Raw genomic sequence first — 24,017 nt, 5'->3', positions numbered from 1 at the left:
CTCACAGGCTTCCGCGAACGGCTTTGACAGGGGGCCCGGCGCGGCAAATAGTGGTCGCCATGGACAGCCACCTGTCGAAAGAGGGCCATCTTTCATTGCCGGGAGAAACGGCGCGGCGCGTTCTGCACTGGGCGCCGGTCGCCTTGGGCGTGGTGCTGTTCGCGCTCTCCGCGGCTTTCCTGCACATGACGCTGGCCGAAGTTACCTTCGCCGACATCAGCGGCAGTTTCTGGTCCGCTTCCTGGCGTGCCCTCGCTTTGTGTCTGGCTTTTACCTGCATGAGCTATCTCGTGCTGATGGCCTATGATGTGCTGGCGTTGCGCAGCATCTCCAAGAAGCTGCGGTCATCGGACGCCGCCTATGTCGGTTTCATCGCAAGCGCCATGAGCCAGACCCTGGGCTTCGGTGCCTTGACCGGTGGTGCGGTCAGGTTCCGCATCTATGGCAGCCTCGGGCTTTCCGCCGCCGAGATCGGCCGCATCGTCGTCATTACCGGCCTTTCCTTCTGGCTGGGGCTCGCGGCGGTCGCCGCGCTCTCGATGATCGCCGAGCCGGACTTCCTTGCCCGCATGCTGGCGGCGCCGCGCATCGTCGTGTCGTTGTTGGGGGCAGGGCTCGCGGGATTGGTTGCGGCCTACCTGATCTATCGCTGGAACTGGCCGGCGCCCTTGACCATCGGCGGCTGGTCGCTGCGTCTGCCGGGCCTGCCCATGAGCGCGGCGCAGATCCTCCTGGGCGCCATCGACATGCTGGTGAGCGCGTCAGCCCTCTGGGTGCTGCTGCCGCCGGAAGCGGATATGAGCCTCATCGCCTTCACCGGCCTCTTCGCGCTCATCGTCGTCGCGGGCTTCATCTCGCATATACCGGGAAGCCTCGGCGTGCTCGAGGCCGGCATGCTGCTGGCGCTGCCACAGGTTCCGCCGCATAGTCTTCTGGCTGCGGTCCTCCTCTATCGCTGCCTCTATTACATCTTGCCGTTCCTTATTGCCGCGGCGCTCATGGCGGTGCGCGAGGCGCAGCCGCATCTCTTCAGGATCAAGGCCGCGACGCTGGCAGCGCGGCCGATCTTCCATGCGCTGCTGCCGCCGGTCATCGCCATCGCGGTCTTCACCGGCGGTCTCGTCCTGCTGGTCTCCGGCGCGACACCGACGCTCGAGATCCGCATGGAAATCCTTACCGATCTCGTGCCGCTTCCCTTCATCGAGCTCTCGCATCTCATCGGCAGCGTCGCCGGCTTCTTCCTCCTGCTGCTGTCGATCGGACTGTACCGGCGCCTCGACGCCGCCTGGTCGCTGGTCGTCCTGCTGCTCGGCTGCGGCATCGTGGTATCGCTCGCCAAGGGGCTGGATTGGGAAGAGGCGAGCGTCCTCGCCGTCGTGCTGGTGCTCGTTCTCCTGAGCCGAAGCGCTTTCTATCGCCAGTCGTCGCTCCTCAATGAAGATCCCTCGCCGATGGCCGTGGTCGCCGTAACGCTGGCCTGCGCCGCTTCGATCTGGGTGGGTAATCTCTCTTACAAGCAGGTCGGCTACTCCAATGAGCTCTGGTGGCAGATCGCCTATTCGGCCGATGCGCCGCGCTTTCTACGGGCCAGCCTGCTGGTGGTACTGATCGCCGGTGGCCTCGGCGCCTATCTGCTGCTGCGCCCGGCGCGCGGCCGCCTCACGCGCTCCTACGCAATCTCGCCGGATGTGGTGCGCATCGTCGCTCAGGCCGGCAACACGGAAGCCAATCTGGCCCTCACCGGCGACAAGCAATTCCTGATCGCGCCCGAGCGCGATGCATTTCTCATGTATGATATCCAGGGGATGAGCTGGATCGTGATGGGCGATCCGATCGGCGCCGAAGAGCGCTTCGACGATTTGCTCTGGCGCTTCCGCGAGCTTGTCGACCGGCGTGGCGGCAAGCCGGTCTTCTATGAGGTGAATGCCGCGAACCTGCCGCGATATCTCGATCTCGGGCTTTCCCTCCTCAAGCTCGGCGAGGAGGCGCTCATCGATCTCCAGGCCTTCTCCCTCGAAGGCGGCGCGCGCGCCAATCTCCGGCAGTCGAGCCACAAGGCGGAGCGTCAGGGGCTTGCCTTCGCCGTCGTGCCGGCCGGTGGCGTTGGAGCGCTCATCCCTGAGCTGCGCGAGATTTCGGATGAATGGCTCGCCGCGAAAGGCGCTGTCGAGAAGCAATTCTCGGTCGGTCATTTCGATCCGGCCTATCTCTCGGGCTTCGATCTCGCGGTGATCCGGCATGCGGGCAAGATCGTCGCGTTCGCCAATCTCTGGCAGAGCGCCGGCAAGCGCGAGCTTTCCGTCGACCTGATGCGCCATCGCACCGATGCGCCGCGCGGCCATATGGATTTCCTCTTCGTCCAGCTGCTCCTGTGGGGCAAGGCGCAGGGCTTCAAATGTTTCAGTCTCGGCATGGCGCCGCTTTCAGGTCTCGAAGGCCATCCTTTGGCGCCGGCCTGGCACAAGGCCGGCAATCTCATCTTCCAGCATGGCGAGCAGATCTATGGTTTCGAGGGGCTGCGCGCCTTCAAGGAGAAATTCCGCCCGGACTGGCGGCCGCGTTATCTGGCCTGCCCGGGTGGATTGTCGCTGCCTCTGGTTCTGCTCGATGTCGCGGTGCTGATATCGCGGCGGCGCAAGGCTTCCGTCGTCGCGGCGAATGGAGAAGGAGACGTTCCGTGAAATGGGATGGTGCTCGCAGGGAGTGGCGGACAATGAAACGTGTGATTGCCTTTCTTCTCGCCGGAGCGGCGCTCGGCGCTGCCGAACCGGCAAGCGCCGAGAAAATCACCGTCGCGCCTTTTGGCGATATCGAAATCATCCGTCCATCGGGCGAATCGAAATCGGTCGCCTTCTTCTTTTCGGGCGAGAAGGGCTGGGATCAGACGGCGGTGACGATGGCCGGCTATCTGAGCGATGCCGACACGCTGGTGCTCGGGATCGACATGGCGGTCTTCACGAAGAATCTCGGCTCCTACGGCAAATCCTGCCTCTATCTTGCCGGTGTTCTCCAGGACACGGCGCGCGCGATCGAGAAGCAGCTCGATCTCAAGGATTATATCGAGCCGATGGTCGTCGGCTATTCGGCGGGAGCCACCATGGCCTATGCGGCGGTCGCGGGATCACCACCCAACACCTTCAAGGGCGGCCTGGCCTTGAGCTTCTGTCCCGATGCGACGGTCGCGCATGCGCTCTGCAAGGCGGTGAATTTCCCGGCCATTCAAGCTGCCGGGAAACTCCCGTCGACGGCGGCGCTCCCGGCTCCCTTCACCGCGCTTCAGGGCGCCGACGACCAGACCTGCGCGCCCGACAAGACCCATGCTTTTTTCCAGTCGATGAACGGCGCGACCGTCGTCGATCTGCCCAAGGTCGGGCACGAGTTCCTGAATCCGCCCGATTATCAGCCGGCCTTGATCGACGCATACTGGACCATCGCCGGGGCCGATTCCGGCTTTAAGCCGGCTCTCAGCGACGCGCTCGCGGATTTGCCGATCACCGAGATCCGCGACCCGTCGGTGAGCGAGAGCGATACTTTCGCGATTTTTTTGTCGGGCGATGGCGGCTGGGCCGATCTCGACGATGGCGTCGCGCGCAGCCTCGCGGCAAAGGGCATACCGGTCATCGGCATTTCGTCGATCAAATATTTCTGGGAAACCCGCACGCCCGAGGGGCTTGCCGATGATATCGGGCGCATCGCGCGTTATTATCTGAGCCAGTGGAACAAGAAGAGGATCATCCTGGCCGGCTATTCCTTCGGCGCCGATGCTCTGCCCTTCGCGGTCAACCGGCTCGGCCCGGACGTGAAACCGGCGCTGGCCGCTGTCGCGTTGCTCGGCTCTTCCCCTAATGCGAGCTTCGAATTCCATGTCGCCGACTGGCTGGGGGGCGACAATGCGGGGCCTTCGACCAAGCCCGAGATCGAGAAGCTCAAACCCACGCCGGTGCTGTGCGTCTATGGCGACAGCGAGACCGACAGTATCTGTCCCGATCTCGCCAAGGGCAGTGTCATCGATTTCAAGCTCGCGGGCGGCCATCATCTCGGCGGCAGCTTCGATGAGGTGGCCCAGGCGATCGCCCGGCTTGTGGCGAAATAGCATTCTAGCGGGTGGTTTGGCCCAGCATTAGGGAGGAGCGCCGGCCCGGACTATCTCAAGGGACGGGCCATCCCACCTTGAAAAATCTCTCATTCGAGTACATTCATGCACAAATGAGCTTTTTGAGAGAGTGGAAATGACCCGCCGTCCCCTTCAACGTGTGCAGGCCGCGCTCGTTGCGAAGCGGTATTTCGTTGGCCGGCGCACCAAGTCGCAGATCGCCGATGAGCTCGGTATATCGCGATTCAAGGTCGCACGGTTGATCGATGCTGCCATTGAGAGCGGCATCGTGCGTTTCGTGATCGCCGAGGAGGGCGATCTGGATACGGAATTGGCGCAGGCCATCCGGCAGAAATTCAACCTGAAAGCCGCGCTGGTCCTGAGCGGTCCCGACCTGCCGACCAACGCGCTGACGCAGCCCTTGGGCATCCTGGCGGCACAGCTGCTCGAGGAAACCTTGGAGGATGGCCAGTTGCTCGGCGTTGCCTGGGGCCGGACGCTGGCGGCGACGGCGCGCGCCGCCGCCAGATTGCCAAAGGTGGATGTTATTCAGGCAGCGGGCAGCCCTGCCGGGTTAGACTTCACCCAAAGTCCGGTCGAACTTGTTCACCGGCTTGCCAGCGTCAGCGGCGGAGCGGCTTATCCGGTCTATGGCCCGATGTGGGCCGAGGACTCCCAGCTCATCGAGAGGCTGCGCAGCGAACCCTCCATCGCCAGTGTGATGGCGCGCTACGATGCGATCGACGTTCTCGTCGTCGGCATAGGGTCCTGGCATCCCGAGGAATCCTGCCTGTGTTCCGGCTTTCCACCGGCATGGCGGGAGGCGGCGCTCGCGAAAGGCGTCCGCGCCGACCTGTGCGCAACCCTGATCGATGATGCCGGCAACGCCGTGCCGAACCTGCTGGATGAAATGGGGTTGAGCATCACAACCGCGCAATTGCGCCGCATCCCCGAAGTCATCGGCATCGGCGGCGGGCTGGAAAAGGCCGAGGCGATAGCCGCAGTGCTGCGCGGCGGGTGGATCAATGTTCTCGTCACCGACGCCGGTGTGGCCCGCCGGCTGCTGGCCTGACGGCCTATCTCGGTCCTGATTTCTCGAGGTGCAGTCTGACAAAGGGCAAGTTGTGCCTCATATTCGCTCAAATGAGCGTAATATTGCTCACTTGACGATATTTGATACAGGATTTAATGATCTCGGCTCGGGACAAAGGGATCATTCCTGGCCGGATAATGGGAGCCTATCGATGTCGTCTGCGGAGTTGCTGGATCGGGCGAGGCGGGTCATTCGTGCGGATGCGGACGCCGTGCTGGCGACTCTTGCAGCAGTTGATGATGCGTTTCTCGAAGTCGCCGGCCTTCTCAGCACCTGCGCGGGAAAGATTCTGGTCACCGGCAGCGGCACATCCGGTGCGGTCGCCAGTCGCGCCGCGCATCTTCTCTCGGTCGGCGGCACGCCGGCTTTCTACCTGCCGCCCGCCGACGGCCTTCATGGCGGGCTTGGTGTATTGCAGCCTGGCGATATCGTCCTGGCCCTGTCGAAGGGCGGCAGCTCCGCCGAATTGAACAGCTTCTGCGCGCGTGCCCGAACGCTCTGTGGCTGCCTGGTTTCGATTACCGCGGTGCCCGAGTCCGAACTGGGCCGCATGTCTGATCATGTGATCCGTCTGGCTCTGCCGGACGACGCCGATCTCGGGTCGGTCGTGGCGACGGGAAGCTCTCTGGCATCTGCCGCCGTCACCGACGCTCTGGTCGAGGTGACGCGCGTGGCGCGCGGTTACGGCTGGGACAAGATCCTCTTCACTCATCCCTCGGGTGCGGTCGGCCGCGACGCCGAGGCGAGCCTCAAGCGGCTGGCCGGAGCAGGAGCCGGAAGCTGAGGCGATGGCGCGCGATCTCGTAGCCGGTATCGACTCCTCCACCCAATCCTGCACGGTGATGTTGCGCCGGCTCGATGACGGCGCGGTCGTTGCCGAGGCCCGCGCACCGCATCCGCCAACGACGCCGCCCATCAGCGAGCAGGACCCGCAAGCCTGGTGGAGCGCATTGCAGGCATGCCTCGAACAGGTGAATGGGCATCTGGCGCGCATCGCCGCGATCTCTGTCGGCGGCCAAGGCCACGGCCTTGTCATGCTGGACGGAAGCGACAGGCCGCTGCGAAAGGCAAAACTCTGGAATGACACGGAGTCTGCGCCGGATGCCGAAGCCCTACTGCGCCGCCGACCGGCACGGGAATGGGCGGTTCTCACGGGATCCGTTCCCGCCCCGGCGCTCACTGTTGCGAAGCTCGCTTGGACCGAGCGCGTCCATCCCGGCCTCGTTGCGCAGGCGCGCCGCATCATGTTGCCATTCGACTACATCATCTACCGGTTGAGCGGGCATGCCGTGACGGAGCGGGGCGGATCTTCCGGCACCGGCTACTTCAATCCTTTCACCAACCGCTGGGAACCTGCTCTGGCCAGCCTTGCGGTCTCTGACATCGACTGGGCGGCTGTGTTGCCCGAGATCATCGGTTCCGGCGCTGTGGCCGGCAAGGTCACGGCGCCGGCCGGCCTTGGCGCTCTTGAGGGCGCCGTGGTCGGGGCTGGCACCGGCGACAACATGACTGCCGCGCTGGGCATGGCCATCCGTGCCGGCGATACCGTCATTTCGCTGGGAACCAGCGGCACGATCTATGGCGTGACACCGCATGGCGTGCGCGACGGCAGTGGCGCGATCAACGGCTATGCCGACGCAACGGGTGCCTTCCTGCCGATGGTGACGACGCTCAACGCCGCCAAGGTCACCGATACATTCCGCCGTCTGCTGGGCACCGGCGTCGAGGAATTCGACCGTTTGGCCCTTGCTTGCCCCGCTGGATCGGGCGGCCTCACCCTCGTGCCTTATCTCGACGGCGAGCGCACTCCCAATTTGCCGCACGCCACCGGGCATCTGGCTGGGCTGCGCAGCGACACGACGCCGGCCCAGATCGCCCGGGCGGCCGTCGAGGGCGTGCTGTGCGGCCTGCTCGAAGGGGGAGATCTGCTGAAGCAGGCCGGGGTTGCGGATAGCGGACGCTTGATTCTGACTGGCGGCGCATCGCGGTCCAAGGCTTACCGGCAGATCCTTGCCGATCTTACCGGTCGCGCCGTCTGGACCTGCCCCATGGTCGAGAGCGCCGCGGGCGGCGCGGGCGTCCAGGCCGCCGCCGCGCTCACCGGCGCGCCGATCCAGGAAATCGCCGATGCCTGGGCCGTGCCCCTCGAGCTCGTTGCCGAGCCCGCCGCGCAGGCCTCCGCCGAGGGCGTGCGCGAGAAATACCGCAAGACCATCGAGCGGATCTGAAGCGTCCGGCGAGAGGATGGAGAGAAACATGGCAGTGCTGGCCGAACCGACGCAGACCCCCGACAAGCGCATCCGGCTGCCGGCCGAATCCGGCATCGCCTTCGTTCTGCTGGTCGTCCTGATTTCGGGGGCCCTGGCGTCGCCGAACTTCTTCACCATGTCGAATCTCTTGATCCTGCTGCTCAACGGTGCCGTGATCGGCTTTCTTTGCCTGGGCCAGTCCTTCGTGCTGTTCACCGGCGGGATCGATCTCTCCTGCGGCTCGATCGTCGCCATGACCTGTGTGCTCGCGGCCGTGCTGATCCAGACGGTGGGGCTGCCCTGGCCGCTCGCCTGCATCATCGTGCTCGGCATCGGTGCCCTGGCAGGCGCCGTCAATGGCCTCATCATCGACCGGACCGGCGTTCCGCCCTTCATCGTCACCTTCGCCATGATGGGCGTGGCGGCTTCGATTCCCCAGATCATCACCGGCGCGGAGTCGATCCGCGTCCTGCAGCTCGGCTACCGGATGATCGGCCAGTCGCGCATTCTGGGCATTCCTTTTCCGGTGATCGCCCTTGCCATCGCCACGGCCGTCGCCGCGCTGTTCCTGCGGCGCACGATCACCGGCACGCACATCTTCGCCGTCGGGGGCAATGCGGATGCCGCTCGGCTCGCCGGCGTCAACATCTCGCGGATCACCGTGCTCGTCTACGCGATCTCCGGCTTCTGCGGCGCCTGCGGCGGGTTGATCTATGGCTCCCGGCTGATGACCGGCTATCCCACCGCCGGGCGCGGCGATGAACTGTTCTTCTCGATCGCCGGCGCGGTGGTCGGGGGTGTCAGCCTGTTCGGCGGCACCGGCTCCATCTATGGCGCGATGATCGGCGCGACGCTGATCGCCACCATTTCGAATCTCATGAACGTTCTCAACGTCAATGCCTACTGGCAGCCGCTGGTGATCGGCGTGATCATTCTCGTCGGCGTCACCTTCGACACCATGCGCTCCTCGCGCCGGCTGTCCTTGCCGTGGAAGAGGCTTCTGAAACGAAAGATTTCGACCGGCAGCTAAGGGCCGGCGAAGCGGGACGGATTTTCAACCGATGCCGTCCCTGGACCATCATCATCACTCAAAAGGGAGAACAAGATGACTGATTTTTGGAGGAACTGCATCTCGGCCGCGGCGGGAGCGTCGTTGCTGGCCATCGCGAGCCAGGCGCAAGCGGCGAATGGCAAGACGCTGGGCGTGGCCCTGCCCAATCTCACCAATCCCTATTATGTCGCAATGAAGAAGAGCTTCGAGGAGAATGGCGCGGCCCAGGGCTTCACCGTCAAGGTGCTGATCGCCGACAATGACGATGCCAAGCAGCTCTCGCAGGTGCAGAGCTTCGTGCAGCAGGGCGTCGATGCCGTGGCGCTAAATTGCGTCTCGTCCGGTCCCTGCGTCGCCTCCGTGGCGGAATTGAACCAGGCGAAAATTCCGGTCTTCACCATCAATCTCCTGCCTGATCCGGAGGCTTTGAAGGCGGAGAAGCTCACGGTCGTGCAGGCGGTTCAGACCGACCAGAAGGCGGGCGGCACCTATATCGGGCAGCAGCTCCTCAAGGACATCGGTGCGGACGGCAAGGCCATCATCGGCATCGTCGGCGAACCGACATCGGTCTCCGCCAATTTGCGTGATGAAGGCTTCAAGGAGGCGCTGGCCTCCAATCCGAATGTGAAGTTCGTCGCGCTCGTCAATGGCAAGGTCGAGGAAACCACCTCGCTCAAGGTCACGACGGAGATGCTGCAGGGCAATCCCGAAATCACCGTGGTCTATTCCGATACCGAACCATCGGCGCTGGGCGCCATCGCGGCGATCGAGCAGCTCGGCCGCACCGATGTCACGCTCTACGCCTTCGTCGACAAGCTGGGCGTGCAGCACATTCAGGGCAATTCCATCCTAAAGGCGGGAGCAATCCAGGAGCCGGCGAAGCTGGCGCAGATCCAGGTCGAGAACATCAGGAAGCACCTGGCCGGCGAGACGCTCGAGGCGGTGATCAACAGCCCCCCGCTGCTCGTCAACAAGGACAATGCCGCCGACACGATCGACAAGGCCTACTGACCTTATGAAACGGGACGCGGCCCCCCCGGGGCCGCGTCCCGCAACCCCGCGTGGAGCAGGACATGACATCGGACGGCGCCTACCGGGCAAGTCGCATCACCAAGTCGTTTGCCGGCGTGGGCGTGCTTCACGGTGTCGATTTCGTGGTGCGGCCGGGGACCATTCACGGATTGTTCGGGCACAATGGTGCCGGCAAGTCCACGCTCCTGAAGATTCTCGCCGGCGCGCAGCCGCAGGATGATGGAGCCCTGTCCATAGCGGGCAGGGCGATCACGCTTGCCTCGCCGCGCGATGCGCTCGAACAGGGAATTGCCTGTGTCTACCAGGAGCTGCGCCTGATCTCGAATCTCACCGTGGCGGAGAATCTGTTCCTCGGCCGGGAATTGCGCAGGAACGGCCTGAAGGACGGCAACGGCATGGCCGCCTACACGCAGTCGCTGCTCGATGGCTATGGGCTGAGGACCGCCGCCTCGGCGCGCGTGGGGACATTGTCGCATCCCGAAAAACAGATGGTCGAGGTGATCGCCAATCTCGATCGCAAGGCGCGTTTCCTGTTTCTCGACGAACCGACGACGGCGCTCGATGGCGGGCAGGCGGCGAGCCTCCTCGCGGCGATTCGCCGGATCGCTCTCGAGCGGCAGATTGGTGTCGTTCTCGTCTCGCACAAGCTCGATGAGGTGCTCGGCGTGTGTGACGAGGCCACCGTGCTCTCCGGTGGGCGCGTCATTCTCCATGCGGAGCGCGAGAAGCTGAAGAAGGAGACGATCGTCGACGCCATCGTCGGCGACGCGCATCACGCCGGACCGGCGCGGCTGTCCAGGGCGCCGGCGGATGGAAAGACATTTCTGGAAGTGCGCGGACTGGTCGGACGGCGTCTTTCCGGGGTGACGCTTGCGGCGAAGACCGGCGAGGTGCTTGGCGTCTACGGACTTGTCGGCTCCGGCCGCACCCGTTTCCTCCGATCCTTGTTCGGCACCGAGCCGGTGACGGGCGGAGAGATCCTGATCGACGGCAAGCGTTATGAGCCGCGCTCGGCCAGGGATGCCCTGGCGGCCGGCATTGCGCTCCTGACCGAGGAGCGCAAGCGCGATGGCTTCATTCCCCTGATGTCGGCTTATGAGAATGTCGTGCTCTCCACTTTGAAGCGGTACCGCATGAACGGGTTGATCGACCATGCCGCCGCCGCAAGATCCGCACGCCATACGCTTGCCCGTATCGGCACACGCGGGCGGCTCGATGCGCCGATCAAATCGCTTTCCGGGGGTAATCAGCAGAAGGTTCTCTTCGGCCGCATCATCGAGCAGGATGCGCGCCTCATCCTGCTCGATGAGCCGACCAAGGGCGTCGACATCGGGGCCAAGCAAGACATCTATGAGATCATCCGGTCGCTGGCGGATGAGGGGCGGTGCGTCGTGGTCGTCTCCAGCGAGGAAGAAGAACTCCTCGAGATCGCCGATCGTGTCACGGTGTTCCATCACGGTCGCTGTGAATACGCCCCGGTTCCGGTGAGCGATGTCACCCTCGCGGCGTTGCGGCAAGCGGCCTGGGCGGCCCCTGCATGAAATTGTCCGCCAGCCTCTATGCCGCGAATCCGTTTCGCCTGGCTCACTCAGTCGCCGCCGTCGCCCCGCATGTCGGTTCCTTCCATATCGATGTGATGGATGGCCGGTTCGCACCGGCATTCGGCTGTGACGAGCGCCTGGTGAGCGGTCTGATGCGCGAATGCGATGTGCCCATCGACATGCATCTGATGATCTGTGATCCGGCGAGCTGGGCGGTTCGCTTCGCAGGTCTGGGCGTGCGCAGCGTCGCCTTCCATTTTGAGAGCGGCGTGGATGTCGAGAAACTTGCCGTCGAGATCAGGCGGGAGGGCGCTCTGGCCAATCTGGCGCTGCGCCACACGACGCCGGTCGAGCAAATCGCCGGGATGCTCGCTGCGGTCGACGGTATTTTACTGCTGACCGCGCCGGCGGGCGGCGGCGGCTTCGACGCGAATGCCTTTCAGCGGCTCGCGAGCCTGCCGCGGAATCTGCCCGCCATCGTCGACGGCAACATCGATCAAACCCATTTCGATCGCCTGCGGCGCCAAGAGGTCGATCTCGCTGTGATCGGCAAGGCGCTCTTTTCGCATGCGGATATTGAGCGCCAGGCGCAAGATCTGGCCGCGGCCGCATCATGCCGCGAACAGGTTGACTGAGCGGTTAGCAGGCGCGCCGGGGAGCGGCTCGTCTTGTCGTCAGCGTGCCGAGGTCCTATCTGTTGCTAATGCCCAATTTGCTGCACCGTCTGATCCCGCGCCGCTGGCGTAAAAAAACGCCTCTCGTCCATGTCGTGCGCCTGCAGGGCGCCATCGGTGTCGGCACGCCTTTCAAGCCGCCGTTGACGCTCGAAGGAATAGCCGGGACTTTGGAGCGCGCCTTCGCCCGCAAAGGCATCACCGCCGTCGCCTTGATCGTCAATTCACCAGGCGGTGCGGCGGTCCAGTCGGCTTTGATCCATGAGCGCATCCGCGCTCTGAGCGCCGAAAAGAACATCCCGGTCTACACGTTCTGCGAGGATGTCGCAGCGTCCGGCGGCTATTGGCTCGCTTGCGCCGGCGATGAGATCTATGCCGATGCCAGCTCGATCGTCGGCTCGATCGGCGTCATCGCCGCGGGCTTCGGCTTCGTCGAGGCGATCCGCAAGCTCGGCATCGAGCGGCGCGTCCATACCGCGGGCGAAAGCAAATCGATTCTCGATCCTTTCCAGCCTGAGAAGCCGGAGGATGTCGAACGCCTGCTGGGCCTGCAGCGCGACGTTCACGAAGAGTTCAAGACGCTGGTCCGGACGCGCCGGCAAGGCAAGCTCAAGGGCGAAGAGGCCGAGCTTTTTTCGGGTGCCTTCTGGTCCGGCCGGCAGGCTCTGACTCTGGGGCTGATCGACGGGATAGGCCATATGCGCGACGTCATGCGCGGCAAATTCGGCGACAAGACCGAGTTCAAGGTCATCGCCAAACCGGCCGGCTGGGGCTTGCGCAGGCTGGGTTTCGGCACCACTTTAGACCCCGCGTCAGGCCTCATTGATGCCATGGAATTACGTGCATTATGGGCCCGTTTCGGTTTATGATGCCACTGGATTGAGACTGGAAGGACCGTTTCATGTTGAAAGCGTTGACGATTACCCTGGTCGGCCTCCTGGCCGCCGCCGCCCTGAAGCAGCTGGTGGATGGTCTTAACGCCGCCAAAGCCCGGGTTGCCGTCAAGCGCCGCCCGGTCGATCCGCGCGCCGTCACCCGCCTCCGGCAGGACCCGAGGACCGGCATTTACTATCCGGACGCCTGATACGAGGACTGCCTCGGATCGGCCTTATCCGAGGTGCTGGACCACGGATAATTCTCGCTTAAGTTGTTCGATTACCGTCGTTTTCGACAAAAATCGACGTAAGGACACTTTTCCGCCCTTAAATTATTGCCGCCGGGTCTAGTTTTCGCCGCGCGAACATGGCTAGATTGTCATGTCGTATAAGCGACATACCCAATCAGCAACCGTTAAGGACGGCCCATGATTCGATCTCCATCGATCACCTCCCTCGTTTTGACCAGCTCGCTCCTCCTCGCCACGGCCTTGGCCGGCCCGGCAGTCGCCCAGGAGGGCGCCAAGCTCAAGCGCGGCCAGTGGCCCGCGGTGGAAGCGGGGGCAGGTGCTGCGAATGCGCCCAAGACCGGTGACGCCAAAGGGCCGACCGCCAAGCCGGGCGCCATGAACGTGACCCGCAAGGGCGCCGGACAGCAGGCGCCGGCCGCCCAGCTCGACGCCTTGACCGGCATGTCGATGAGCCGCGACGGCAAGGCCGGCACCGTCAAGGTACCGAGACGCCTCAAGGGCATGATTCTCAAGGGCAAGGGCGCCCAGGCGATCCAGGAAGCGCCGAAGCCCGGCAAGCTCGTGCCCATCAAGGACACGACTCAATATCCCTATACCGCCGTCGGCCTGCTGTCGAATGGCTGCTCGGGCACCCTCATCGGCAAGCGTTTCGTGCTCACCGCCGCCTATTGCATCTTCAATCCGGAGAACAAGCAATGGGACCAGAATCTCGATTTCTATCCGGGCATCAATGGTGAAAGCCGTCCCTTCGGCGGCGTCCAGTGGAAGAACGCCTGGGTGACCAAGGGCTTCGCTGAAAAGGCTGACTGGACCATGGCCTTCGGCCTGGTCGAGCTGCAGAGCGATGTCGGTGAGCAGAATGGCTGGTTCGGTTTCGGCCACCTGCCGCAGATCCCCAAGGGCCCGGCTATGACCGGCTATCCGGCGGGCGTGCCCGACTTCACCATGTGGGAGACCACTTGCCCGGTGAAAGGCGCCGACAAGTCCTTCATCGTCTATAACTGCCCGCTCAAGAAGCCGCTCGAAGGCATGGCGGGCGCGGGCATCTGGGTCGTCGACAAGCAGTCCAACGGTCCGATGCTGATCGCCCTCCATGGCGGCCCGCTCAAGGGCGCCGACCTGTGGGGCCAGCGCATCAATGAAGAGGCCTTCTACACGCTGCAGGCCTGGATGAAGGACGCCGACAAGGGCGGTGACGATGGCGGTGAGGTCACCGACGACGACACCCAGGGCGATGACGTCGACACGACCGACACCGGCGGTGACGAGGTCAATCCCGACGACACCCAGGGCGATGAGGACGAAGAGTCCCAGGCGCCGAAGAAGAAGTAAGACGACTTCTCCTTGACCCATAGGGGTTAGCCCCATAGTTTGCGCCCGCAACGGAACCCATTCCTGCGGGCGCAAATGTCTTTGAATCCACGCAAATCCTTCCAGGACCTGATCCTCACCCTGCATCAATATTGGGGTGAGAAGGGTTGCGTCATCCTGCAGCCTTACGACATGGAAGTGGGCGCCGGCACCTTCCACCCGGCGACGACCTTGCGCTCGGTCGGGCCGAAGCCCTGGGCAGCGGCCTATGTGCAGCCCTCCCGGCGCCCGAAGGACGGCCGCTATGGCGAGAACCCCAACCGGCTGCAGCACTATTATCAGTATCAGGTGATCATCAAGCCGTCCCCGCCCGATCTCCAGGAGCTCTATCTGGGTTCGCTCTACGCGATCGGCATCGAGCCTGACCTGCATGACCTCCGCTTCGTCGAGGACGACTGGGAAAGCCCGACGCTGGGCGCTTGGGGCCTCGGCTGGGAAGTGTGGTGCGACGGCATGGAAGTCTCGCAGTTCACTTACTTTCAGCAGGTCGGCGGCCTCGATTGCGCGCCGGTCTCGGGCGAGCTCACTTATGGGCTCGAGCGCCTCGCGATGTATGTGCAGGGCGTCGACAATGTCTATGACCTGAATTTCAACGGCCAGGACGGGGCGAAGCGCATCAGCTATGGCGATGTGTTCCTGCAGGCCGAGCAGGAATTCTCGCGCTTCAATTTCGAATATGCCGACACCGACATCCTGCTTCAGCATTTCAAGGATGCCGAGAAGGAGTGCCTGGCGCTGTTGAAGGCGGGCGACAAAGGCGGCCGCCACGAACTGGCGCTGCCCGCCTACGACCAGTGCATAAAGGCGAGCCACGTGTTCAATCTGCTCGATGCCAGGGGCGTGATCTCGGTCACCGAGCGCCAGGCCTATATTCTGCGCGTGCGCGAATTGGCCAAGGGTTGCTGCGAGGCCTGGGCCAGGACCTCTGGCGGTGGCGTCGGTATGACCGCCGTGAAGGAGGCCGCCCATGGCTGAGCTCCTTCTCGAACTTTTTTCCGAGGAAATCCCGGCGCGCATGCAGGCCAAGGCGGCCGAGGATCTGAAGTCGCTCGTCACCAATGCGCTGGTCGAGGCGGGCCTCGTTTATGAAGGCGCCCAGGCCCATGCGACGCCGCGCCGTCTCGTGCTGTCGGTCGAGGGCCTTGGCACCAAGACCAAGGACGTGCGCGAGGAGCGCAAAGGCCCGCGTGTCGATGCGCCGGAACAGGCGATCCAGGGCTTCCTCAAATCGACCGGCCTTTCGCTCGACGACCTCACCATCCAGGACGACAAGAAGGGCAAGTTCTATATCGCGGTGATCAGCAAGCCCGGCCGCGCCACAACGGACGTGATCGCCGCGATCGTGCCGGACGTCATCCGCAAATTCCCGTGGCCCAAATCGATGCGCTGGGGCTCGGGTGATCTGCGCTGGGTGCGTCCGCTGAAATCCATTCTGTGCTGCTTCGATGGCGAGGTGGTGGACTTCGAGATCGCCGGTCTGAAGAGCGGCGCCGTCACGCGGGGCCATCGTTTCATGGCGCCGCAGGAAATCACCGCGCGCCGCTTCGAGGATTACGCCCAGAAGCTCTATGATGCCAAGGTCGTGGTCGATTCCGGCCGCCGCGCCGAGCTCATCCGTGTCGAGGCGAAGAATTTGAGCTTCGCGCAGGGCCTCGAGCTGATCGAGGACGAAGCGTTGCTGAAAGAGACCGCCGGCCTCGTCGAATGGCCGGTGGTGCTGATGGGCTCGTTCGAGGAGAGCTTCCTCGACGTGCCGCCGGAAGTGATCGTCACCTCGATCAAGCAGCACCAGAAATGTTTCGCGCTGAAAGACGGCAAGACCGGCAACCTCGCCAACCGCTATCTGCTCGTGTCCAACATGATCGCGCGCGACGGCGGTGAGCAGATCGTCCAGGGCAACAACAAGGTCATCGCGGCGCGCCTGTCGGATGCGAAATTCTTCTGGGACCAGGACAAGAAAGTCCCGCTCGAAAAACTCCTGCCCAAGCTCGACCAGATCACCTTCCACGCCAAGCTCGGCACGCAGGGTGAGCGAGTGAAACGCTTCGAAGGCTGGGCCAACGATCTCGCTGGCTTCTGCCGCGCCGATAAGGCGTCGGCGCAATTGGCGGTGCGCCTGACCAAATCCGACCTCCTGACCGGCGTGGTTGGTGAGTTCCCCGAATTGCAGGGCCTGATGGGGCGCTACTACGCGCTCAACGAAGGCAAGAACGAGGACGTTGCCGCGGCGATCCAGGAGCATTACCGCCCGCAGGGGCCTAATGACGCGGTGCCGGCGAAGCCGCTGTCGATCGTCTCGGCGCTCGCCGACAAGCTCGACACGCTGGTCGGCTTCTGGGCCATCGACGAGAAACCCACCGGCTCGAAGGATCCTTACGCCTTGCGCCGCGCCGCTCTCGGCGTGATCCGCATCGTGCAGGAGAATAAGGTCCGGCTGCCGCTTCTTTCGCTTTTCGATGCCGGCCTGCAGCTCTATCGCAACCAGCGCGGGGCGGAGTTCGGCGCCAGCTTCGACCGTACCGATCTTCTCTCCTTCTTCGCCGACCGTTTGAAGGTCTATCTGCGCGATCAGGGCATGCGCCATGATCTCATCGACGCGGTCTTCGCGCTCGGTGGCCAGGACGATCTCCTGATGATAGTCAAACGCGTCGAGGCTCTGTCGAAATTCCTCGAGACCGATGACGGCAAGAATCTGCTCGCCGGCGTCAAGCGCGCCACCAACATCCTCAAGATCGAGGAGAAGAAGGACGGCCGTGGTTTCGACGGCAATGTGAACACCAATATTCTCATCCAGGGCGAGGAGCGCGAGCTCAACACCGCGGTCAACGCGGCCGCGGCCCAGGCCCGCAAAGCCGTGGCGGCCGAGGACTTCGAGGCGGCGATGCGCTCTATCGCCAAGCTCCGGGCGCCGGTCGATGCCTTCTTCGACAAGGTCACCGTCAATGCCGACGACCCGTCCTTCCGCGAGAACCGACTGAAGCTCCTGAACCGCATCCGCGCCGCGACCCGTGAAGTCGCGGACTTCTCCCGGATCGAAGGATAGATGCGGCGGCGGCCTCAAAGCTGCCTCGCGAGATTCAGTGAAGCCGCCCGTCGTTCCACCGGACTGGATGATTTCGGTGATCCTTACTACCGCACGGGATTGCGCGTTCTTCTGCGCGCCCTGCGCCGCGACGTGCGGCTCACCTTCATCGGCCGCACACTGCTCAAGCGCAGCATCGCGCTGGCGCTTGAACAGCGCCTGCTGATCCAGGAGCTGAGGAGGACCGAGCCCGGACTGTTCGGCGCGCCCCTGCTGCCGCCCGTCATCATCACCGGCATGCCGCGCAGCGGCACGACCTTTCTCCACCGTCTTCTCGCCGCCGATGAAACGATGCGCGCGCCGACGCTCAGCGAGCTGGTCGAGCCGGTCGCGCGCAAGCGCGGCCTGCGCCGCTTCCTGCGCGATCTCCGGCTCGATATCGAGCTCTGGGTGATGCGCTTCCTCAATCGTGAGCTCGATGCGCGGCATTTCACCCGGAGCGATGAGCCGGAGGAATGCATGTTCGCCTTGGCGATCTCCTTCCGCACCATGCTGCCCTGGACATTGGCGCCGGTGCAGTCCTACCTCGCCTGGTATGCGGGTGCCGATCGCCGGCAGAAATACCGTGAATATCGCGACATCCTGATGCTCCTGCAGCGCCGCGCGCCGGCACGGCGGCTGCTGCTCAAGGCGCCGGATCATCTGGGCTCGCTGGCCGAGCTCATCGCCGCCGTGCCGGAGGCCCTCATCGTCGTATGCCGGCGCGATCCCGCCGTCTCTTTGACGAGTTTCAACAGCCTCATCGACGGCTTGCATCGGGTGACGGCGCAGGACGCCGACCGCGTGCGGCTGGGGCGGTCCAATCTCGCTTTCTATGCTGCCGAAACGGCACGTTACGTGTCGGCACGCCGGACATGCCCCGGTCATATTCTGGAAGTCGACTATGAGGCGTTGACACGCCGGCCGCTCGATGTGGTTTCGGTCATCTATCAGCGCCTGGGTCTGGTGATCGGGGCCGATCTCACACAGCGGTTCCAGGCGTTCATCGCCGGGAACCCCAAGGACAAACATGGCCGCCACATCTATTCAGCCGCCGACTTCGCCCAGACGCCGGAAGAAATCAGACAACGGCTGGCCCATTTTTGTTGATGCGTTAAGGCTGCGGCCGCCGCAGCGCAACTGCACACTTGATTTCGCATCTGCGATATGGCTAGTGCGCCTCACGAGCAGCGCTCGCTACTGAACCGACCGATCCTGTCTTAAAGGGAGCACTAAGGGTGAATCAGCAGGCGAATGGGAAACTCGTATTCCGCTTCGGCGACGGCAAGGCCGATGGCGAGGCGGGAATGAAGAATCTGCTCGGCGGCAAGGGCGCCAATCTGGCCGAGATGGCCAATCTGGGACTGCCGGTCCCGCCCGGCTTCACCATCACCACCGAAGTCTGCACCAACTTTTACAAAAACGACCGCACCTATCCCAAGGCGCTTGGTCCCGATGTCGATGCGGCGCTGAGCGAAGTCGGCCGTATCGTCGGCGCGACCTTCGGCGATGCCGGCAATCCGCTTCTCGTATCGGTCCGTTCGGGTGCGCGCGCGTCGATGCCGGGCATGATGGACACGGTCCTCAATCTCGGCCTCAATGACGAGACCGTCGAAGGCTTGGCCAAGCACGCCAAGGACCGCCGCTTCGCCTATGACAGCTATCGCCGCTTCATCCACATGTATTCCGACGTCGTGCTCGGCGTCGAGCATCATCAGTTCGAGGACATTCTCGGCGAATACAAGGACGAGAAGGCTTTCGGCCTCGACACCGATCTCACCGCCGAGGACTGGCTGAAGGTCATCGCCAAATACAAGGCCTGTGTCGAGAAGGCGACCGGCAAGCCCTTCCCGCAGGATGTGAAGGAGCAGCTCTGGGGCGCCATCGGCGCTGTCTTCCAGTCGTGGATGTCGGCGCGCGCCAACACCTATCGCCGGCTGCACAATATTCCGGAAGACTGGGGCACCGCCGTCAATGTCCAGGCAATGGTGTTCGGCAATCTCGGCGACTCGTCGGCCACGGGCGTCGCCTTCACCCGCAATCCCTCGACCGGCACGCATGAGCTTTACGGCGAGTTCCTCGTCAATGCGCAGGGCGAGGACGTTGTGGCCGGCATCCGCACGCCGCAGAACATCACAGAGGCTGCGCGTATCGAGGCCGGCTCCAAGGCGCCGTCGCTCGAGAAGCTGATGCCCGAGACCTATACCGAACTGGTCCGCACCTTCGCGCAGCTCGAGAAGCATTACCGCGACATGCAGGACATGGAATTCACCATCCAGAGCGGCAAGCTGTGGATGCTGCAGACGCGGGCCGGCAAACGCACCGCCAAGGCGGCACTGAAGATCGCCGTCGATCTGGCCAATGAAGGGCTGATCAGCCGCGAGGAAGCGGTACGCCGCATCGATCCGGCCTCGCTCGACCAGCTTCTCCATCCGACCCTCGATCCCTCCGCCAAGCGCGACATCATTGGCCAGGGCCTGCCGGCCTCGCCAGGTGCCGCCTCGGGCGAGATCGTCTTCGATTCAGACGAGGCCGAGAAGCTGAAAGAGCAGGGCCGCAATGTCATCCTGGTGCGCGTCGAGACGTCGCCGGAGGATATTCACGGCATGCATGCGGCGGAGGGCATCCTCACCACGCGCGGCGGCATGACTTCGCATGCGGCGGTGGTGGCGCGCGGCATGGGCAAGCCCTGCGTCTCGGGCGCCGGCAGCATCCGCGTCGATTATCGCCAGGCGACGCTCACAGCACTCGGCACCGTGCTCAAGAAAGGCGATATCGTCACCATCGACGGCTCGACCGGCCAGGTGATGAAGGGCGCCGTTCCCACCATCAAGCCCGAGCTCTCGGGCGATTTCGCCATCATCATGGAATGGGCGGACAAAGCGCGGCGCATGAAGGTGCGCGCCAATGCCGAAACACCGCTCGATGCCAGAGCGGCGCGCGATTTCGGCGCCGAGGGCATCGGGCTCTGCCGCACCGAGCATATGTTCTTCGAGGCCGACCGCATCGTCGCGATGCGCGAGATGATCCTGGCCTCGGATGAGAAGGGCAGGCGCGCGGCCCTTGCCAAGATCCTGCCGATGCAGCGCCAGGATTTCATCGAGCTGTTCGAGATCATGGCCGGCCTGCCGGTCACCATCCGTCTGCTCGATCCGCCGCTGCACGAATTCCTGCCACATAGCGAGGAGGAAATCGCCGAGGTGGCGGCGGTGATCGGCGTCACACCGGACGTGCTCAGGGCACGGGTCGCCGATCTGCATGAATTCAACCCGATGCTCGGCCATCGCGGCGTCCGCCTGGCGGTGTCTTATCCTGAGATTGCCGAGATGCAGGCGCGCGCCATTTTCGAGGCGGCGGCCGAGGTCGGCCGCAAAACCGGCGCGCCGCCGATCCCGGAGGTCATGGTGCCGCTGGTCGCCAGCAAGGCCGAGCTCGACATCGTGCGCGATCGCATCGTCGCCATTGCGGACGAGGTCCGCAAGGAGACCGGCGCCAAGCTCGATTATCTCGTCGGCACCATGATCGAATTGCCCCGCGCCGCCCTGAGAGCCGCTGAGATCGCTCAGACGGCGGAGTTTTTCTCCTTCGGCACCAATGACTTGACCCAGACCACCTTCGGCATCAGCCGGGACGATTCGGCCCGTTTCCTCGGCGAATACACCGCCAAGGGCGTGTTCAAGACCGATCCATTCGTGACGCTCGATACCGAAGGGGTGGGCGAACTGGTGCAGATTGCCGCCGACCGTGGCCGCTCGACGCGCGCCGATATCAAGCTCGGCATTTGCGGCGAGCATGGCGGCGATCCGGCCTCGATCCAATTCTGCGAGACAGTCGGGCTCGATTATGTGTCCTGCTCGCCCTTCCGCGTCCCCATCGCCCGGCTTGCGGCGGCTCAATCAGCCCTCGCAAAACGTGGCTGAATTATGGCAATACACCTATCTAAGGCCTTGTTAACCTTGAAGCATTTAGTGGCTGATTATAGGCGCCTTTGTGTTGCTGGCATGGTTAACCTATGCTAAACGCTCAGGGATCATACTACCGCCTGTTCGGGAAACTTTAAGAGTTGAGACGGTAGCGCGAGGGGAAGTGAGACCATCAAGGCGAACGCATAGGCATTTTGAGCCGGACTATCACGAGCCGTTGCAGCCGGAAGAGCGCAATGGTGTCCTGAGTTACGTGCCTTATGTCTTCGGTGGCGCCATGCTGGTCGCGAGCTTTGCTTTCGCCGGCCACTATATGGGCCGCAATGCCGACGCTCACGGACTCGTCCCTGAAGACACCGACATCGCCGTCAGTTCCCCTGTTTCGACTTTGATCCAGAAGGGCTCGCTCATGCCGAGCGATGCGACTCTGGATCTCATCACTCTGCCGATCATCCGCGAGCAGGAAGTCGTGTCGAACGGCAAGAGCGACTACATTTCGCCGGAGCCCGATGTGCCGGTGCTGGCCGCTTTGCCGGCCCAGCCGACACAGCCGGAAAAGGTCGAGGTCGAGAAGCGCCTGGCCATGACGCCGCCGGTGTGGAAGCTCGAATCGACCTTCAAGCTCAAGCGCAACGAGAAGCAGAAAGTCGTAGCCCAACGCCGCATCCGCCTCGCCGAAGAGAATTGCCTCGCCAAGGCGGTTTATTTCGAGGCCCGGTCCGAATCGGAATTGGGCCAGCTCGCGGTGGCGAAAGTCGTGCTGAACCGCGTCAAGGATCCGAACTATCCCAAGACGATCTGCGGCGTGGTCTATCAAGGTTCGGATCGCCGCAATTCCTGCCAGTTCTCTTTCGCCTGTGACGGCGTCGCCGACGAGGTGAAGAGCAAGGCGGCCTGGGACCGCTCCAAGAAGGTCGCCCAGAAGGCGATCGCCGGCGACCAGACGATCCGCGTCATCGGTGCTGCCACCAATTATCATGCCGATTATGTGCGCCCCAAATGGGCGAAAGAGATGCGCAAGCTGATCAAGATCGGCCGCCACATCTTCTATTCCGACAGCTAGGCCCTGTCCCCATTGACAATGGGTTGACGTTTCGCCAAATGCGACGCGGCTAACAAAAATTTCACATTTGCGTATAAGCCTTTAGGCCCCTTGTGCCAGCATTTGGGGCGTGAAATTATTGGGTCGGTTGCGGGCGTTAGTGCGTAAGATAAGGATCGGATTTTGTTCGGGGCGGCTTCTTTAGGAACGACAAAACGCCAAACGGCGGAGGCTGAAATCGAAAAGGCGAGCAGCGGATATCCGAGGCTCTTGGCTTGCGTAGCGGCACTTGCTTGCGCGTGCCTCTCAACAGCTGCCAACGCGGAGCAACCGAACTCGCCCAATGCCGTCACCTTCCTCGTCGGCCGCGGCACCGATACGGATTTCACCACCATCGTCAGCCAGCCCTGGAAGACGAATTTCGTCGACCTGACGATGCTCGGCATCACCTATTCCTATCGCCTGGGCACGCTCAACGAATTGTTCGATTCGGGCACGCTCGGTTATTTCGGCGATCATCTGATGGTCGAGCCGGAGGCGGGGGCCGCCTATCGTTTCGGCGAGGAATCGCAGGGCGAGTTCTGGGGCTCGCTTTATTTCCGTTATGACGGCCTGCCGTGGAACGACACGATCTACACGACACTTGCCATCAATACGGGCCTCAGCATCCTCACCGAGTCGTCCGACTTCGAGCGTGACCGCAGCGACGGCGATTCATCGCTGGTGCTGCATAATTTCTCGCCCGAGATCACGTTCGCCAGTCCCGACTACAAGGACATCGAACTGGTGCTGAGGCTGCATCATCGCTCCGGCATTTTCGGAACGATCGACGGCGTCTATAGCGGCTCGTCCTTCATCACCACCGGTCTGCGGGTGAGATTCTAGTTTTCGCTGAGCTTGCTGCCGTCGACGCTCGCCTCGCGCGCATAGGCGACGAAGCTCATGCCCTGCAGCTTGCCGGTCGCGAGCACCGGCACATACATGGCCTTGCCGGAGCCGGCCGGATCGATGGCTGCGAACCAGATGTCGAATTTGGACGGCACGCCGCCCTTCTTCTTGAACTTCACCGCCGGGCGCCCCGCCACCGGCGTATAGGTCATGCTGCATTTGAGCGCCTTGCCGCGATAGACGCCGGGGCTTTTCGAGCCGAGCTTCACTTCGCCGGAGAGCGTGAAGCGCAAGTCATAGACTTCCCGCCCGTCGACAACGCGCTCGACGCTCGGACAGGGCTGGCCCTCTTGCAGGACGGCCTTGCGCAGCAGCATGGACAGTGGATCGACGAGGCCGGAGGTGAGGCCTGGCGCGACCAGTGCGTCGTCGTCCTTGTCCTTGGGCGTCGAGGCGACGGCGGGATTGTCGCCCTTCCAGCGCACTTCGAGGACCTTCGTCTTCTTGCTGTTCTTCGATTCGGAGCGGTAATGCGACGGTTTGAGGGCGCCGGCAGCGAAACCGCCGGCACTCGCCATCTCCATCCGGTAATCCGAGAACAGATCCGCGAGTCCCTTCGTCTTGATCGAGGCGGTCGATTCATAACCATCTGCGGTGAGGGCCGCTTTGTAGGCGATACGCATCGCCGAGAGGCTGCCGACCTCGACCTCATAAGTGACGGCAAGCTCGCTTTCGGCGGCGTTGGCGCCGACAGGCGCAACACTCGCCATGGCTCCCATGGCCAGCGCTGAGGCCAGAGACAGAATCTTCCCTTTCGGCATCGCCATATTCCTCGCCGTTGTCATCGGGAGAGGCATCGACCAATTCTGTGAC

Annotated in this window: 18 protein-coding genes and 1 pseudogene; 18 read left to right on the top strand and 1 reads right to left on the bottom strand. The window is 63.4% G+C overall.

All coding sequences use genetic code 11. The features are described from left to right. The first annotated feature begins 59 nt into the window (after window positions 1-59). From mprF to JHL16_RS28590, 18 genes and pseudogenes are all read left to right on the top strand, one after another. On the top strand, window positions 60-2,681 hold the full coding sequence (mprF, locus tag JHL16_RS28675; protein ID WP_200188306.1) for a bifunctional lysylphosphatidylglycerol flippase/synthetase MprF: 2,622 nt from the start codon (window positions 60-62) through the stop codon (window positions 2,679-2,681). A 32-nt stretch (window positions 2,682-2,713) separates the two neighbouring features. Continuing rightward, on the top strand, window positions 2,714-4,093 hold the full coding sequence (locus tag JHL16_RS28670; protein WP_200188305.1) for a virulence factor family protein: 1,380 nt from the start codon (window positions 2,714-2,716) through the stop codon (window positions 4,091-4,093). A gap of 136 nt (window positions 4,094-4,229) precedes the next feature. Continuing rightward, complete coding sequence (locus JHL16_RS28665; protein WP_200188304.1) at window positions 4,230-5,165, top strand: sugar-binding transcriptional regulator; 936 nt, start codon at window positions 4,230-4,232, stop codon at window positions 5,163-5,165. 172 nt (window positions 5,166-5,337) lie between these two features. Further along, the gene (locus tag JHL16_RS28660) at window positions 5,338-5,970 is read left to right on the top strand and encodes an SIS domain-containing protein (RefSeq protein ID WP_200188303.1); all 633 of its coding nucleotides are present in this window, start codon (window positions 5,338-5,340) and stop codon (window positions 5,968-5,970) included. A gap of 4 nt (window positions 5,971-5,974) precedes the next feature. Then, entirely contained in the window at window positions 5,975-7,414 is a 1,440-nt protein-coding gene (gene xylB, locus JHL16_RS28655) for a xylulokinase (RefSeq protein WP_200188302.1), read from the top strand. A 28-nt stretch (window positions 7,415-7,442) separates the two neighbouring features. Then, window positions 7,443-8,465 (top strand): ABC transporter permease, encoded by a 1,023-nt coding sequence (locus JHL16_RS28650; RefSeq protein ID WP_200188301.1) that lies wholly within the window; start codon window positions 7,443-7,445, stop codon window positions 8,463-8,465. 75 nt (window positions 8,466-8,540) lie between these two features. Next, window positions 8,541-9,497 (top strand): substrate-binding domain-containing protein, encoded by a 957-nt coding sequence (locus JHL16_RS28645; RefSeq protein WP_200188300.1) that lies wholly within the window; start codon window positions 8,541-8,543, stop codon window positions 9,495-9,497. Window positions 9,498-9,559: 62 nt separating this feature from the next. Continuing rightward, window positions 9,560-11,059: a sugar ABC transporter ATP-binding protein gene (locus tag JHL16_RS28640; RefSeq protein ID WP_200188299.1), complete on the top strand. Its 1,500-nt coding sequence runs from the start codon at window positions 9,560-9,562 to the stop codon at window positions 11,057-11,059. Continuing rightward, window positions 11,056-11,694: a beta/alpha barrel domain-containing protein gene (locus JHL16_RS28635; RefSeq protein WP_200188298.1), complete on the top strand. Its 639-nt coding sequence runs from the start codon at window positions 11,056-11,058 to the stop codon at window positions 11,692-11,694. The genes JHL16_RS28640 and JHL16_RS28635 overlap by 4 nt, the downstream gene beginning before the upstream one ends. 68 nt (window positions 11,695-11,762) lie before the next feature. Continuing rightward, a complete protein-coding gene (locus JHL16_RS28630) occupies window positions 11,763-12,602 on the top strand; it encodes a S49 family peptidase (protein WP_200188297.1) in 840 nt (279 codons plus the stop codon). Window positions 12,603-12,634: 32 nt separating this feature from the next. After that, window positions 12,635-12,817 carry a hypothetical protein gene (locus JHL16_RS28625; protein WP_200188296.1) on the top strand — a complete coding sequence of 61 codons (183 nt, stop codon included), beginning with the start codon at window positions 12,635-12,637 and terminating at the stop codon, window positions 12,815-12,817. A 219-nt stretch (window positions 12,818-13,036) separates the two neighbouring features. Then, complete coding sequence (locus tag JHL16_RS28620; RefSeq protein ID WP_200188295.1) at window positions 13,037-14,191, top strand: trypsin-like serine peptidase; 1,155 nt, start codon at window positions 13,037-13,039, stop codon at window positions 14,189-14,191. Window positions 14,192-14,266: 75 nt separating this feature from the next. Then, a complete protein-coding gene (locus JHL16_RS28615) occupies window positions 14,267-15,205 on the top strand; it encodes a glycine--tRNA ligase subunit alpha (RefSeq protein WP_200188294.1) in 939 nt (312 codons plus the stop codon). After that, complete coding sequence (gene glyS, locus JHL16_RS28610) at window positions 15,198-17,273, top strand: glycine--tRNA ligase subunit beta (protein WP_200188293.1); 2,076 nt, start codon at window positions 15,198-15,200, stop codon at window positions 17,271-17,273. Before JHL16_RS28615 ends, glyS begins: the two co-directional genes overlap by 8 nt. Next, on the top strand, window positions 17,274-18,401 hold the full coding sequence (locus tag JHL16_RS28605) for a sulfotransferase family protein (protein ID WP_200188292.1): 1,128 nt from the start codon (window positions 17,274-17,276) through the stop codon (window positions 18,399-18,401). A 128-nt stretch (window positions 18,402-18,529) separates the two neighbouring features. Beyond that, a complete protein-coding gene (gene ppdK / locus JHL16_RS28600; protein ID WP_200188291.1) occupies window positions 18,530-21,211 on the top strand; it encodes a pyruvate, phosphate dikinase in 2,682 nt (893 codons plus the stop codon). A 679-nt stretch (window positions 21,212-21,890) separates the two neighbouring features. Next, window positions 21,891-22,277: pseudogene (locus tag JHL16_RS35550) on the top strand (cell wall hydrolase); the annotation flags it as partial. Between the two features lie 249 nt (window positions 22,278-22,526). Continuing rightward, window positions 22,527-23,141, top strand: a complete 615-nt coding sequence (locus JHL16_RS28590) for a hypothetical protein (RefSeq protein WP_200188289.1) — start codon at window positions 22,527-22,529, stop codon at window positions 23,139-23,141. Here JHL16_RS28590 and JHL16_RS28585 read toward each other — a convergent pair. Then, window positions 23,138-23,965, bottom strand: coding sequence for a DUF3108 domain-containing protein (locus JHL16_RS28585; protein ID WP_200188288.1), 828 nt, complete (start codon window positions 23,963-23,965; stop codon window positions 23,138-23,140). The two genes, JHL16_RS28590 and JHL16_RS28585, sit on opposite strands and share 4 nt — an antisense overlap. Window positions 23,966-24,017 lie beyond the last annotated feature (52 nt).

Origin of the sequence: Taklimakanibacter albus, from assembly GCF_016595235.1 — a bacterium.
Lineage (GTDB): Bacteria > Pseudomonadota > Alphaproteobacteria > Rhizobiales > Aestuariivirgaceae > Taklimakanibacter > Taklimakanibacter albus.
This window is presented reverse-complemented; position numbering and strand designations above follow the sequence as displayed.

Bases quoted from the DNA above. Each gene is read 5' to 3' on its own strand.
- JHL16_RS28620 (WP_200188295.1), top strand. From the start codon at position 13,037: ATGATTCGATCTCCATCGATCACCTCCCTCGTTTTGACCAGCTCGCTC.
- JHL16_RS28665 (WP_200188304.1), top strand. From the start codon at position 4,230: ATGACCCGCCGTCCCCTTCAACGTGTGCAGGCCGCGCTCGTTGCGAAG.
- glyS (WP_200188293.1), top strand. From the start codon at position 15,198: ATGGCTGAGCTCCTTCTCGAACTTTTTTCCGAGGAAATCCCGGCGCGC.
- JHL16_RS28645 (WP_200188300.1), top strand. From the start codon at position 8,541: ATGACTGATTTTTGGAGGAACTGCATCTCGGCCGCGGCGGGAGCGTCG.
- JHL16_RS28625 (WP_200188296.1), top strand. From the start codon at position 12,635: ATGTTGAAAGCGTTGACGATTACCCTGGTCGGCCTCCTGGCCGCCGCC.
- JHL16_RS28670 (WP_200188305.1), top strand. From the start codon at position 2,714: ATGAAACGTGTGATTGCCTTTCTTCTCGCCGGAGCGGCGCTCGGCGCT.
- JHL16_RS28605 (WP_200188292.1), top strand. From the start codon at position 17,274: ATGCGGCGGCGGCCTCAAAGCTGCCTCGCGAGATTCAGTGAAGCCGCC.
- JHL16_RS28640 (WP_200188299.1), top strand. From the start codon at position 9,560: ATGACATCGGACGGCGCCTACCGGGCAAGTCGCATCACCAAGTCGTTT.
- JHL16_RS28660 (WP_200188303.1), top strand. From the start codon at position 5,338: ATGTCGTCTGCGGAGTTGCTGGATCGGGCGAGGCGGGTCATTCGTGCG.
- xylB (WP_200188302.1), top strand. From the start codon at position 5,975: ATGGCGCGCGATCTCGTAGCCGGTATCGACTCCTCCACCCAATCCTGC.
- JHL16_RS28635 (WP_200188298.1), top strand. From the start codon at position 11,056: ATGAAATTGTCCGCCAGCCTCTATGCCGCGAATCCGTTTCGCCTGGCT.
- JHL16_RS28585 (WP_200188288.1), bottom strand. From the start codon at position 23,965: ATGCCGAAAGGGAAGATTCTGTCTCTGGCCTCAGCGCTGGCCATGGGA.
- JHL16_RS28630 (WP_200188297.1), top strand. From the start codon at position 11,763: ATGCCCAATTTGCTGCACCGTCTGATCCCGCGCCGCTGGCGTAAAAAA.
- mprF (WP_200188306.1), top strand. From the start codon at position 60: ATGGACAGCCACCTGTCGAAAGAGGGCCATCTTTCATTGCCGGGAGAA.
- JHL16_RS28650 (WP_200188301.1), top strand. From the start codon at position 7,443: ATGGCAGTGCTGGCCGAACCGACGCAGACCCCCGACAAGCGCATCCGG.
- JHL16_RS28615 (WP_200188294.1), top strand. From the start codon at position 14,267: ATGTCTTTGAATCCACGCAAATCCTTCCAGGACCTGATCCTCACCCTG.